The sequence below is a fragment of the Paraburkholderia humisilvae genome (assembly GCF_902859855.1).
Classification (GTDB): domain Bacteria; phylum Pseudomonadota; class Gammaproteobacteria; order Burkholderiales; family Burkholderiaceae; genus Paraburkholderia; species Paraburkholderia humisilvae.
Genome location: NZ_CADIKH010000025.1, coordinates 1 through 12,549 on the forward strand (window position 1 = coordinate 1; position 12,549 = coordinate 12,549).

Sequence of the window (12,549 nt, forward strand, 5' to 3'; positions counted from 1 at the left end):
GGGAGGTTCCTCCGTCGAGCCGAGCCGCACCACAACCTGGTCAGGCAATACGACGTCCGGCTCGAACTGCGCCTTATCCCAAGGCAGCCGGTACACGACGCTGGAAAGACGCACTTCGCCGAGCATCCCAACGTAGTAGGCCACACGCAGCAGCCCGTCCGGGCCAAGGTCGACGGCATCGAATTGCTTGCGGGGTTTGCGATAGTCGGTCGCCATCGGCGGCAGCGCGATTGCCTGCCAGGTCTGGCCGCCGTCGGCGGTGCGCCATACATTAGGTCCCCAGCCGATCGCGTAGCCGCGCTGCGGGTCGAGAAACTTGAGATAGCTGATGTTGCGGTCCTCTGGCCACTTCAACTGTGTCCAGGTCCTGCCGCCATCGATCGAGCGCCACAGTCTGGTAATCTGTGGAGCCAGGCCGTTCACAGGCTCCTGGCGCGTAAAGTCCATCCAGCCGGTGCTGATGTACTGCACCGCCCAGTCCTTTGAATACCACCAGGCACCGTCCTGCGCTTGCTGCTGGAAGTAGCGTGTCATTCCCGAGTCAAGCGTTCCGCGGATGAAGCTCGCAGTGGAACGATTCAACGTCTCGCCCGCATTGCTCATCCATGGTTCGATTGGTTCTGCGACGTCTGGATTTTTTCTCTCGTTTCGAGGCTTGAATTTGATCTCCGGTCCTGCAAATTTCAACGTTATTACCTCGTCGCCACGAATCCGGAAAGCCCCTCCACCATACGGTTTGTCATTCATCATAAAGGCGTCCGAGACGTTTTCCCATGCGGGTGTGGTCATTTTCTGATATCCATAGTTGAACGCGAGCAGCACTGCAACGGCGCAAATACATATTTTCCAGAGCCGTGGCCTTCGCATTTCACTTCACCATGAGGCGCTGCAGCGCGTTGTTCACCGCGTTGATTGTTCCGTTCACGAAGTCACCGGCTTTCTTCGGCAACACCACTTTTGCGCTTTCTATCGCCTGGTTCCAGGTCCGTCCGTGCCCCCACTCCTGGATACTTGGCTGGCCGCCGATCCTGCATAGATCGGGCATCGGAAGGTCAGCCAGGCCCGCGTCGAGATACGCAATCGGATGTGTGTTGAAGGCGAAGTCCTGAAACGTCTTGTCGTTCAGTTCGAGCTGGTACTGCTTCACCTCGGGCATCGAGAAGCTGTCATTGCCCTTTATCCTGCTGGCCATCGAAATTCCGTCCTGAATCATGTTTAGATGGAGTCCGTCTTCCATATGTTCTTGCAACTTCTTTCTTGCCATGGCAAGCCAGGTCCTTCCTTTTTCGCTCAATCTCTTATTCAAATACTTTCCGTAGTTCGAGCAGTAGTAGTAGCCGTAGCTGAGGTAATACGAAGGCGGTTTATGCCCGCAACCGATGTGACGCACCATGAAACTGCTGTGACGTGACCAGTCCGAATCGGTGCATTGAGGTGGAATCAAGCGGTCTCGTTTGCCGAGCAGTTGTTTAGTGACCTCCCGGTCGAGCCATGGATTGAAACCCTCGGCCCAGTCAACAATCTCATTGATGCTCGGCAGCTTCTCGGCTTTGTCCTTGAACTCACAATGCAGCGGACGGTAGTAATACTCGCAGTGCCCGATGATCGAGTCGGCCGCAGGGGGGACGTGCAGGTCGCATACGGTCCTGTCGGCCTGGGCACGCTGCGTGTAGGCCGCCGGCGTCATATAGGAACGGAAAACGCCCGTGACATTGGTGTCATCGTTTTCAGCCATGGTTCAGTTATCCAGAAGTTTGAGTATGGCGTCCTGCGGAACGTGGCTCTGTGCGACGGCAGTTTCGCCCTTTTCGTTGGTCACGCCCTCGGCAATCAGCTTTCCTTCGGAGAAAAGCTGATATTTCACGTTGCGCGCGGGAATCTTCGTACCACTCCAGTTCACGGCAAACGCCTGATTGAACGCGCCGCCTGAGTCCGGCAACTTAGGTATGGCCGCTGAGAGACTCTGCGGTCCGAGCTTCGCGTAGGAAGCCGAATGGATTGTCCGGTCGCCTGGAGTGCCGTCCTCGATTCCAGACGGCGTAATGCGGAAATAGGAGCTACCACAGACGAACAGGATCTCCTCCTTCGCCGTGACCGTAACGCGGTCATTCGAGCTCGAAATATTTATTCCGTCGTGTGACATCAGGTTAATTTCGCCCTGTTGCGCCTGCACATCGACATTGCCGTTGGCGGCCAGCGTCCTGATACCGCTCTGGAGTGCGAACAACGACACGCTTTTGCCTGATGCCACGGTGAAATGATGTCCAACGCTGAAATCCGTATTCCCTCCGGAGGTCGCGGCAATGTGTCCACCGGCGGCAAGTTGAATCGTTTGGGGCGTTACCATGCCTATTCCCTTGGGGGCGGACAGCAGAATGACTGCTTGCTTCAGATCGCGAAACGCGCTTTCAAGTTGCTGCTGTTGCTCCTTGAGTTCAGCCAGTTCCGCCGTGGCACGCCGGGCTTCCTCGCGAAGAGAGGCCACTTCGGCGTGAGACGCTTCGAACTGCCGCATGGCAGCTTCCATTTCCAGGTGTGGCGTGTCACCTCCGGCCGCCGTGTCCGCCGATAAGAACAGCCCTTTGGGCGCGCGCATCGTGCCCCGCGCCTGGGTGGTGATCTCGAAGCCCTGCCCGCGCGGGAGTTTTTTGCTATTGAGCAGATAACCGAGATTGACCGCCGACTGGCTGTCTACCGTGGCGATCCGCGCGCTTTCCTTGTGCTGCAGATCGTTAAACACGATCTCCGCGCCGCGCAGCGGCGAACGCCAGATCGCATAACTGAACATTGCCTGCGCGCCGTGTACGACATCAGGATGCGAGTAGTCATGTAGCGCTCCGGTGATGTGGATACGATCCACATCCCGGTGGGCCGCATCGAGGATCACCTCGGTCCCCGGCAGCAGCGGCGAATGGAAGCCACCTTGATAGGACGACGTTGGACGCAGCAGGCGCAGCTTCAGCAGCTGCCTGTCGGTGTTGTGTGATCCCTGCAGGAACTTGGGCAATACCGGATAGCGCCCGTGCTCGTCCATGCACCCGTAAGGCGCGGAGTCGAATGTCGTGACCACGCCGACGACGGGACCTTCCAGAAAACGCCAATCCCGTGCGTAAGCGAATTCCGGACGATACGTGAGGTGCGCGGGCATCGCCTTGAAGCGCGAATGCACCGGCTCCATGCGGCTACCTTCCATTTTCATCGACGTAACCACGAAGCCATACTTCGCGCTTGCCAGGTTCGTATTGGTCAGCTTCATGACGACGCCCGGCGCGACGCCGTTCGCGTTGGTCGTACCCGACAGCGTTGCCTGCCGCGTGATCTGCTCGTCACGCCGCGTCCGCGCCAGCGCTTGGCCTTGCTCCTGCGTCAGGTGGAACTCCGCGCTGCGGCTGATTTGCCCGAACACCGAGCGGTCGCCAGCGTCATTGGAGACGCTCACGGTCGCCCGCAAAGGGTCCTCCGGCGTGCGATAGTTGCGCTCCCATAGCTCGATCGTGGCCGCCACCAGTTCGCGTCGCTCGTTGACTTTGAGTACCGCCTCGTGCCAGTTGCTGTGGAGGCCCGACTCCGGCATCAGCGGCACCTCAATCGAGCGTATATAGGCGCGCGGATTGTTCGCAAGGACGAGCGTGTCGAGTTGCCCCTTCCTGCCGCGGCCCTGTTTATAAAACCAGAATATGCCCTTGCGTTTCGCGTGCCGCGCGATGAAGTGGTGTACGGACTCCTCGTACATCACGACCTGTTCCATCTTTTCCTGTTCGCCTTCGAGCTGAAACTCAATATCGAAGGCGTCGAAGTTCTGCTGGTCGACCAGCAGGTTCGTGACCATCTCCTGAAACGTGACGTCCCTGAACGTATCCGACCTGACCATGCGCTTGCACAAGGCAGCAAACCGTGGTTCGATGCGCAGCCGGTACGTCGCCTCGTCGCGGCTCGTACCCACTCGTTTCCAGCGCGTGACGACGCCATTGAACGTGGCGGCTTCGCGGTCGACGGGGTCGACGTAGCTCGCCGAGGGTACGGCTACCTGCTCGTCGATCTGCAGGCCCGCCCGCCGCCCGACGCACTGCTTCCCGTCGATATCGAGGTGAGGCGACGTAACCGTGACGTCGACCGTATAGTCCTTGCAGAACCCCGCGCGCACCTTGAACTTAAGCACGTCGAGGCCGAGGTCGAGCGTGCCGATCCATACTTTCAGATGCTGGGTGAGCCGCGCGCTTGGGTGGCGCAACGCATCCGCGAAACTCTTCGTCACAGCGTTCATACACGCATCCCTGTCCAGTTGAAAGCGACGAGGCGAAGTCCGTATTCGCCGCTACGGGCACGAAAATCTACGGTTGCAACAGGAAGAGGTCAATCGGACCGGCTGGCCAGCGTGTGAAATATTCGACAGATTTGTCAAATAACGTCAAACAGAAAGCGCTTCCATTTTTTGAGATTGGTTTGCGTGCTAGGAAAACGCGCGGAAGTGTCGCGGACGTGGGACTCGATTTGCTCGATCAAACTTTGGATAAATCTGAGGGATTCGATATGAATTTCAGGTATCCATCAAGCAGAAAGCCCCGCCTGTGCTTCGGCGAGGCGGGGCACGGTAGTGAATGCCCGAGGAGAAGATGCAATGAAGCGCGGCACGCGCGACGGGTTCTTCGTCGACCGAAAATGGCGCGCGGCACACGGCGCGCCGCCATTCAGCCCTTGTTAAACCGCGTCAGAAACTGCTGCGCACGCGGCGACTTCGGCGCACTAAAGAACTGCTCAGGCGGCGCGGATTCCACAATCTGCCCGCCATCCATAAACACGACGCGCGACGCGACCTGGCGCGCGAACTCCATCTCGTGCGTGACGATGATCATCGTCGCGCCTTCCGCAGCAAGCGACTTCATCACCGCAAGCACTTCGCCCACCAGCTCCGGATCGAGCGCACTGGTCGGCTCATCGAACAGCAGCACGTCAGGTTTCATCGCAAGCGCACGGGCAATGCCGACACGCTGTTTCTGGCCACCGGACAGCCGCGACGGAAACTGATCACGCTTGTCCGAAAGCCCTACGCGCGCGAGTAGCGCCTCGGCTTCCGTACGCACGGTCGCGCGGTCGCGCTTCAACACGTGCAGCGGCGCTTCCATCACGTTTTCGAGCACGGTCATATGCGGCCACAGTGCGAAGTGCTGGAACACCATGCCGATTTTCGCGCGCATCTGCGCGAGGTCCGAATCGCTCATCTTGATGCGCGTATTGTCGCGCACGCCCATCCGCTTGCCGGTGATATGCACGCTGCCCGCATCGGGCGTCTCCAGCCAGTTGATGCAGCGAAGCAAGGTCGACTTGCCGCAGCCGGACGGCCCGAGCAGACAGATCGTTTCGCCCTGCGCGACCTGTAGCGACACGTCGCGCAGCACCGTATTGTCGCCGAACGACTTCGAGATGCCGCTTAGCATCACGACGGGGCGCGCGTCGTCCTGCGCGGCAAGTGTTGCGTTGTGCAGCGTCTGCGTGGTTTTGGCGGCGGCCCACGACGTAGTAGGGGAATTCACGCGCGGCGTTCCTCAGCAAGTTTGTTCAGCATGCCGGTGCCGGCCTCGATGGCGAGGCAGACGCACCAGTAGAGCAGCACGGCCGTCACGAAGGCCGCGAACGGAATGAAGTAGGTGGACTGGATGCCAGTCATTTCATGCGTCAGCTCGTTGACGGCGATCACCGTCAGAAACGCGCTGTCCTTGACAATCTGGATCACCTGGTTGCCGATCATCGGCATCGCGCGCAGAAAGATCGGCGGCAGGATGATCCGGCGCAGCAGCGTGAAGCCGGAGAAGCCGAATGCCTTGCCCGATTCGATCAGCGGGGCAGGCAGCTCATGCCATGCGCCGCGCAGCAGTTCGGCCATATACGCGGTGTTGTACACGATCAGCGCAATCGCGCCGGCCCACCAGTTCGACAGCCTGATGCCAAGCGTCGGCAGGCCGAAATAGATCAGGTAGACGAACAGCAGAAACGGCGCGCAACGCATCGCGTCGACGTAGGCGGTCGCGAGGCGCGCAATCGGCTTGCGTGGGGACATCAGCATCGGCGTGACCAGCGCGCCGAGCACGATCGATGCAATGGCGGAGCAGACCAGCAGAATTACCGTATTCAGCAAGCCGGACAGCACGTCGGCACGTTGCGACCAGATCGTCGCGAAGTCGTGAATCATGCGGCTTCTCCGTGTCGCACGCGCCATTCGATCATGCGCTGCACGCGCAGCAGCGCGTAGACAATCACGCCATACAGCACGAGCGCGAACACGAAAGGCGGCAGTGGCTCATACGTGTTGGAGCCGACCCGCAGCGCCGCGCGCGTGATCTCGACGATGCCGATCACCGCGACGGCCGGCGTCGACTTGATCTGCAGCGTCATTTCGTTGACGAGACCCGGCAAGCTCGCGCGCCAGATCTGCGGCAGCACGATGCGCCGCATGCGGGTCATACGCGGCATCGCGAACGACAATGCCGCGTCGTACTGGTCGCGCGGAAACTCGACCAGCGCGCTGCGCCACACTTCGCAGTTGAACGCGGACGTGCTGATCGTCAGCGCGACGATGGCGGCGGGAATTGGGTCGAGCGACAGCCCGAATTGCGGCAGCGCGAAGAAGATCAGCAGCGTCAGCGTGACTGTCGGGCAGGAACGCACGATGCTCACGTACGAATACACCGCGCGGTCGAGCACCGGCACGCGTGCCCAGCGGATTAACGCGAGCACGAGGCCGAGCGGCACGCCGATCACGATGCTCGCGAGCGACAACGAGATCGTCGACAGCGCGCCACGGGTGATGCTCCAGTAGTCGAATGCGGTCATCGGGCTGGCTCGTCGACAGGATCAGTTGACCGACTGCGGCATCGATTCGAAGCTCGCGCCGAACCACTTCTTCTGCATCTGATACATCTCGCCGCTCTTGCGCAGGTCGAACAGCACCGCGTTGATCATCTCGAGCGCAGCGGTGTTGCCTTTCTTCACGGCCCACGCGATATACACCGGCTGGCCGATCTTCTGGCCGAGCACGAACGTGTCGGGGCGTGTCTTGATCAGCGAGTTCAGGTTGATCTGTGTGTTGGCGACTGCATCGAGCCGGCCGACGCCGAGGTCCTGATAGGCCTCCGGATACGACTGGTACTCGATAATCTGTTTGATGCCCTGGCCGCCGTGCTTCTTCTTCAGTTCTTCGTCATACGCTTTCAGGTCCGAGAGCATCGCGCTGCCGGTCTGCACGCCCACCACCTTGCCGACCAGATCGTCGCCCGACTTGATGCCCGAACCTTTCTTCGTCGCATAGTAGGTGGTCGATTCGACCAGCGGCGTCGTGAAGTCGAACGTGTTCTTGCGTTCCGGCGTGACCAGCACCGCGGTCACCGCCATGTCGTACTTGCCGGTCGTCACGCCCGGCAGGATGCCGGGCCACGGCATGATCTGCTGTCGCACGTCGACGGGCAGCTTCTTTTTCACGAGCGCGAGCATTTCGTTGTCGTAGCCGGTCGGTTTGCCGTCGTCGACGAATTCGAACGGCTTGAAGTCGTCTTCGGTCGCGACCGTCAGATAGCCGCGCGCCTTGATTTCATCCGTGCCCGCCGCATGGACGGGCTTCGTCAGACCGAGGCCGAGTCCGGCTGCGGCGAGCGCTGAAAACAGCGTAAGCACGAGCGCGCGCCGTGCGGCCGCGTGAGATTTCGCCGGCACGGCGGTGATGCGAACAAATTGGCGAACGAGGTGAAACGGGCGGGACGGCATGTCATTCCCCTTTGCGGTTGGATGCGGCGGTCGATGAGTCGTCGCTGCGAACAGCGATATTTGTTTGCACACTTACGAGTTCGGACGCGACGATGCAAATGACATGCCAGTAACGCGTCTTGCCGTGCGTGCGCGGTGCGCGCGCATGAAGCGCATTCGGACGATGCGCAAAACGGCCGAATGCCGCACCAAAGCGTCGCGGCGATGCACGTTGTGCGGCGTGTTTTGCACTTGTTTGGACGGCCTGGCCACATCGCGGAATAAGGCGCTACAGCATCCTTTCTTCCTGATACGATGTGTACTGACGATATTGCGAACACGAGGAATTCTGACGATGATCGAAGCCGCCAGTTTGAGCGTCGGTGTGAACGCACTCACGCACGCGTGCGCGCAATGACGACCCGGGCATCCAGCAAACGGACTGCCGTGAAAGCGCCGCTCGCCGCGGCGCGTGCCGACAGCGCGTCCGAATGGCGGCACACCGCGCTCGAGGCGCGACCCGGCTTTCTGATTCGCCGTTTGCATCAGATCCACGTCGCGCTGTTTATCGAGGAATGCGCGCCGGAAGGCATTACGCCGGTGCAATACAGCATTCTGACCGCGCTCGATCAGATGGGGCCGTCCGAACAGATCGCGTTATCGAACGCGGTCGGTCTCGATCGTGCGAATACCGCGGACGTGATCGCGCGGCTCGCCGAGCGGCGCTTCATTCAGCGGCGCGGTTCTCGCACCGACAAGCGCAAGAAAGTCGCCGAACTGACCGATGTCGGGCGCGCGCTGCTCGCGCGGCTCGAAGTGGGGGTCGCGCGGGCGCACGAACGCACGCTGGCCGCGCTGCCCGCGAAGGACCGCAAGCAGTTCATGGAGTATCTGGTGCGGCTCGTCGAAACCAACAACGAATTGAGCCGCACGCCGATCAGGCGCGAACGCGAGCGCGGCGCGGCCACCGGCGATGCGTAAGTCGCTTGCACATCGCTCTATGCGTGCGTGTGCGCGTGTGTGTTCAGGCGCTTGAGCACATGTCGACGGGGCACGCGAGCGCGTCGTGCACCGCGCGTGCCGTGGCAAGCACGCCTTCGTCATTGCCGCGCGCACCGATAACCGACAGCCCGAGCGGCGCATCGTCGAACGACGTCCATGGCAGGTTGACCTGCGGCAAGCCGGCCAGCCCCGCGATACACAGCATCTGTTGCGCGCGCACCCGCACTTCGTCGACTTCCGCGCCGGACGCGCCGATCAGCGGTGCAATCCAAGGCAGCGTCGGCATCACGATATACGTGTCAGGCTCGTCAAATATGCGCGCGAGGGTACGAATCGCATCGGTGCGCACACGTTGCGCGACCTGCACCTGCTCGTTGCTGACGTTGACCGCGGCCTGCAGGCGCGCGCGGATATCGGCGCCGAAGCTATCGAGGTGCCGCAACGCCCATGCGCCATGCTGTTGCGCGATTTCGGCCGCCTGCAGCACACGGAAGCCGTGCGCCCATGTTTCGGGCGCGAGGCTCGCCGATGTCAGCAAACTGACTTCGAAGTGGTGCGATAGCGTATCGAACACGGTGGCGCAAGTGGCTCGAGCCCGCACGTGCAGCAGCGTGATGAGATCGTCGGGCAGGCATAACATCACGCGTTCGGGCAATGCCTGTGTGTTGCTGTGCGCGAGTACGTTGAACACATCGGTGAGCAATGCGCCATCGCGGGCGAACCAGCCGACCGTATCGAAGCTGTGCGCGAGTGTGAAGCAGCCGTTGCTCGCAATGCGGCCATGCGTCGGCCGGATGCCCCAGATGCCGCAGTAGCTCGCGGGCAGCCGGATCGATCCGCCGCAGTCGGTGCCCAGCCCGATGTCCGCGTGGCCGGCCGCGACGGCGACTGCCGAGCCCGACGACGACCCGCCTGGGATCCGTTGCGGATGCGCCGGGTTGCTTGGCGTGCCGTAATGGATATTGATGCCGGCGAGACTATAGGTAAGCTCATCCGTGACGGTCTTGCCGACCCACTGCGCGCCATGCTCGAGCAGCGTCTGCACGGCGAACGCGGTGGACGTTGCAATCGGCTGCTCCGCGGCCCATGCCGGGTTGCCGGCGCCGGCACGCAGTCCTTTCACGTCGAACACATCTTTTACCGCCAGACGCCGTCCGGCGAGTGTCGCTTGCGATGAAGGCTGCTCAACGAGACGGGTAGCGATGGGTGTGGCCACGGCAGTGGCAATGGCGGCGGCCGCTGCGGCGGGCAATGCGCCGAAGCTATCGCGAACGAACGCGCCGTTAAGACCGGGTTCAAGCAGCATGTGCTGATTCATACGTCCATCCAGCTTACGTGTGCGGCGACGACACGCCAGTCATCGCCGATTTTCACCCAACTCTGCGATTGACGTCCGATGCGCGCTTCGCCATCGCGTGTGAATGTGATGTTCGCAACGGCGTAGTCGTAGCCGAACGTGGTGATCGACCGCTCGACGATCGTGCGCATCAGCTTGCCACCCGGTCGCTGTGCGCGAAATGCGCGGATTTCGTCATACCCATGCAGGTTCTCCGTCGCTCCATAACGCAGTGTATGCGGGCTGTCCCAGAACAGCGTGTCGAGCATCGCGACGTCGTTGGTCGTCAGCGCGATTTCATACGCGTCGAAGGCGGCGCTGACGGCTTGGTGAGTAGCGGGGTCGTTGATCAGCATGGTGGGGGGCGTGGATATTCGTTGTCAGTGGACCCGGCTTCCTGTCTTGCACAAATTGGGGGCCGGTCGCGTGCGGAACTCGCGGTGGGCGGGTCACAACGCTCGCAGTGCGGCTTCGAACAGCGCGACCGGCGCCGCGTAGACGCCGCGGCCGACGAGGCCGGTGCGTCCATCGGCGCCAATCATCGCAATCGCAGCGAGTGGCTCGACGTTTTGCTGCACGACAGCGGCCGCGTCGAGCGCGCTACGCAATCCGGCGAATGCCGGATGGTCGCCCGCGAGCAGCGCCGACTGGGCGCGGCGCCAGTCCGCGGGCAGCCACGCGGCGAACGTGCCGGCGGGTTCGGGCGCAAGCGCGAACGCATGCGCGCCGAAGCCGGCCGCATCGATTATGCCGCTGTCGCCGGTCAAAGGCGAAGCGACCGCGTGCGCTGCGTGATCGAGGCGCGGGCCGGCCGGTGCCGCAGCGGGCTGCGTGGTCCATATGTGCGGCTTGCCCGCGAGCCGCACGCCGACTTCGCGGCCGTTACCCGCCAGCGCGACGACCAGCGTCGTGGCCGGGTCCGCGTCGCGGGCCGTCGCGGACATCATCAGATGGCAGGCGGCCATCCACAACGTAAGAAAGAACAGCGGCGTATCGGCCAGCATCGCATCGACCGACGGCGCTTCGATAAACGGCGATAGTTGCGCGCGCAGCGCCGCCGTCGCGGCGCTGGTGCGTGCATGCAAGTCGTCGCCGCCGGCGATGCCCGTGGCCGCTAGCGCAAACAGATCGATTGGACCAACGTGCTCGAGCGCCGCGGCGAGTTCGCGTGCGAGCACGGTGTCACGCCACGCGAGCCGCCCGAGCACGGCAGGGTCGCGGCTGCCGAAGCGGATCTGCGGGCCGGCGCCGCTGCCGGCGAGCGACCATGCGCGGCGCGACGGGTCATGCGCGTCCGCGACTTCGACGAGCGTCGACGATGGCGACACGACCGCGGCGAGCGGCGTGACCACGCCGAACGATTGCGCGTTGACCAGTTTGACCTGGCCGCTCGCGATCAGATGTTCGGCTTGCGTCTCGGTCGTTGCCCATTTCTCGTACAGACAGCACAGCACCGCCGACGACAGCACCGGTGCGGCGGGTTCGCATGGGTCGGCGTACGGAGGACCGGCATGCAGCAACGTGAAGTCGGGCAGGCCGATTGCGTCGCGGGCGCGTACGACCGCTCGCCAATGCGGTCGTACTGCGTACAGGCGCGCGAGTGCGGGGTGGCGGGCGTCGTTCGATGTGGACGCGTTTGTCGGGTTCATCGTGAGGTCGCGTTGAGGCGCAGCCAGCCGCGTACGCGCGACCACACGATTTTCCAGAAGAGGTTGCCGAGGTCGAGCGGCGCGTTCGCCGGGGGCGTCACGTGAGACGCCGGGGGCGCACCTGTGTTCGATGCGCCGGGGCCGGGCTTCATTTCTGGTGCGGTCTGCGCTGGGCGCAATGTGGCGGGGACAACGCGCGTATCCGCCGCTTCCGCCATTGCTGCCACCGGCGCAGCCAGCGGCGGTGCGTCGGCGGCGGCTTTGGCGTTGGCTTTGGCTTCGGCCGATGCAATCTCCTGTGTCGCGTGCTGCGCAGCGACTGCCGAACCTGGCGCGATGTGCGCGGCGCTCGCGCTCTGCGACGCGTCGAGCTTCGCTTTCAGATTCTGCGCAAAGGCGTCAGTCAGGCGGGTCGCGAGCTCTTTCACGATGCCGCCGCGCGAAAACTGCGCGAGGCTGCCCGCGATCGTATAGTCGACTTTCACGTCGACACGCGTTTCACGCGGCCCGACCTCGTGCAGTGCGAACGCCGCGACGCCTTTCACGCGCGACGCGCTTTTGCGGTCGACGCCGCCGCCGCTGACGCTGCCGCGCTTGCTGCTTTCGTCGAGCGTCATCTCGCCGTCGCCCGCGAAACTCGCAGCGATCGGACCGAGCTTGACGGTCATCGCAAGCTTGAGCGCGCCGTTTTCGGGCGGCGCGGTTAGCGACGCGCCGGGCAGACACGCGACGATGCCGGTCGTGTCGTGAAATGATGTCCACACGTCATCGAGCGGATAGGTGACGGTAAAGCTTTGTTCGATTTCCATTGGGTCTCGCTCGCAAAAC

Annotated in this window: 12 protein-coding genes; 1 reads left to right on the forward strand and 11 read right to left on the reverse strand. The window is 62.5% G+C overall.

Annotated elements, in window-relative coordinates; all coding sequences use genetic code 11:
* The 7 genes from HV796_RS24210 to HV796_RS24240 form a co-directional block, all read right to left on the reverse strand.
* A partial coding sequence (locus HV796_RS24210; protein ID WP_425497099.1) for a WD40/YVTN/BNR-like repeat-containing protein occupies positions 1-789 on the reverse strand: 789 nt, incomplete at its 3' end.
* A 79-nt stretch (positions 790-868) separates the two neighbouring features.
* Positions 869-1,735 (reverse strand): hypothetical protein, encoded by an 867-nt coding sequence (locus HV796_RS24215; RefSeq protein WP_175229040.1) that lies wholly within the window; start codon positions 1,733-1,735, stop codon positions 869-871.
* Positions 1,736-1,738: 3 nt separating this feature from the next.
* Complete coding sequence (locus HV796_RS24220) at positions 1,739-4,264, reverse strand: DUF2345 domain-containing protein (protein ID WP_175229041.1); 2,526 nt, start codon at positions 4,262-4,264, stop codon at positions 1,739-1,741.
* A 424-nt stretch (positions 4,265-4,688) separates the two neighbouring features.
* Positions 4,689-5,435: an amino acid ABC transporter ATP-binding protein gene (locus tag HV796_RS24225; protein WP_175229131.1), complete on the reverse strand. Its 747-nt coding sequence runs from the start codon at positions 5,433-5,435 to the stop codon at positions 4,689-4,691.
* Positions 5,436-5,527: 92 nt separating this feature from the next.
* Entirely contained in the window at positions 5,528-6,187 is a 660-nt protein-coding gene (locus HV796_RS24230) for an amino acid ABC transporter permease (protein ID WP_175229042.1), read from the reverse strand.
* Positions 6,184-6,828: an amino acid ABC transporter permease gene (locus HV796_RS24235; protein WP_175229043.1), complete on the reverse strand. Its 645-nt coding sequence runs from the start codon at positions 6,826-6,828 to the stop codon at positions 6,184-6,186. The genes HV796_RS24230 and HV796_RS24235 overlap by 4 nt, the downstream gene beginning before the upstream one ends.
* 21 nt (positions 6,829-6,849) lie before the next feature.
* Complete coding sequence (locus HV796_RS24240; RefSeq protein ID WP_175229044.1) at positions 6,850-7,755, reverse strand: transporter substrate-binding domain-containing protein; 906 nt, start codon at positions 7,753-7,755, stop codon at positions 6,850-6,852.
* A gap of 426 nt (positions 7,756-8,181) precedes the next feature.
* On the opposite strand from HV796_RS24240, the gene HV796_RS24245 reads away from it, so the two are divergent.
* Positions 8,182-8,715, forward strand: coding sequence for a MarR family winged helix-turn-helix transcriptional regulator (locus HV796_RS24245; protein WP_246356017.1), 534 nt, complete (start codon positions 8,182-8,184; stop codon positions 8,713-8,715).
* A gap of 43 nt (positions 8,716-8,758) precedes the next feature.
* Here HV796_RS24245 and HV796_RS24250 read toward each other — a convergent pair whose 3' ends face one another.
* The 4 genes from HV796_RS24250 to HV796_RS24265 form a co-directional block, all read right to left on the reverse strand.
* Complete coding sequence (locus HV796_RS24250; RefSeq protein ID WP_175229046.1) at positions 8,759-10,054, reverse strand: amidase; 1,296 nt, start codon at positions 10,052-10,054, stop codon at positions 8,759-8,761.
* A complete protein-coding gene (gene hpxZ / locus HV796_RS24255; protein WP_175229047.1) occupies positions 10,051-10,428 on the reverse strand; it encodes an oxalurate catabolism protein HpxZ in 378 nt (125 codons plus the stop codon). Before hpxZ ends, HV796_RS24250 begins: the two co-directional genes overlap by 4 nt.
* A 93-nt stretch (positions 10,429-10,521) precedes the next feature.
* Positions 10,522-11,721, reverse strand: a complete 1,200-nt coding sequence (locus HV796_RS24260; protein ID WP_175229048.1) for a YlbE family protein — start codon at positions 11,719-11,721, stop codon at positions 10,522-10,524.
* A complete protein-coding gene (locus tag HV796_RS24265; protein ID WP_175229049.1) occupies positions 11,718-12,530 on the reverse strand; it encodes an SRPBCC family protein in 813 nt (270 codons plus the stop codon). The genes HV796_RS24260 and HV796_RS24265 overlap by 4 nt, the downstream gene beginning before the upstream one ends.
* Positions 12,531-12,549: the final 19 nt, after the last annotated feature.

Bases quoted from the DNA above. Each gene is read 5' to 3' on its own strand.
- HV796_RS24250 (WP_175229046.1), bottom strand. From the start codon at position 10,054: ATGAATCAGCACATGCTGCTTGAACCCGGTCTTAACGGCGCGTTCGTT.
- hpxZ (WP_175229047.1), bottom strand. From the start codon at position 10,428: ATGCTGATCAACGACCCCGCTACTCACCAAGCCGTCAGCGCCGCCTTC.
- HV796_RS24235 (WP_175229043.1), bottom strand. From the start codon at position 6,828: ATGACCGCATTCGACTACTGGAGCATCACCCGTGGCGCGCTGTCGACG.
- HV796_RS24225 (WP_175229131.1), bottom strand. From the start codon at position 5,435: ATGCTAAGCGGCATCTCGAAGTCGTTCGGCGACAATACGGTGCTGCGC.
- HV796_RS24240 (WP_175229044.1), bottom strand. From the start codon at position 7,755: ATGCCGTCCCGCCCGTTTCACCTCGTTCGCCAATTTGTTCGCATCACC.
- HV796_RS24260 (WP_175229048.1), bottom strand. From the start codon at position 11,721: ATGAACCCGACAAACGCGTCCACATCGAACGACGCCCGCCACCCCGCA.
- HV796_RS24220 (WP_175229041.1), bottom strand. From the start codon at position 4,264: ATGAACGCTGTGACGAAGAGTTTCGCGGATGCGTTGCGCCACCCAAGC.
- HV796_RS24215 (WP_175229040.1), bottom strand. From the start codon at position 1,735: ATGGCTGAAAACGATGACACCAATGTCACGGGCGTTTTCCGTTCCTAT.
- HV796_RS24265 (WP_175229049.1), bottom strand. From the start codon at position 12,530: ATGGAAATCGAACAAAGCTTTACCGTCACCTATCCGCTCGATGACGTG.
- HV796_RS24230 (WP_175229042.1), bottom strand. From the start codon at position 6,187: ATGATTCACGACTTCGCGACGATCTGGTCGCAACGTGCCGACGTGCTG.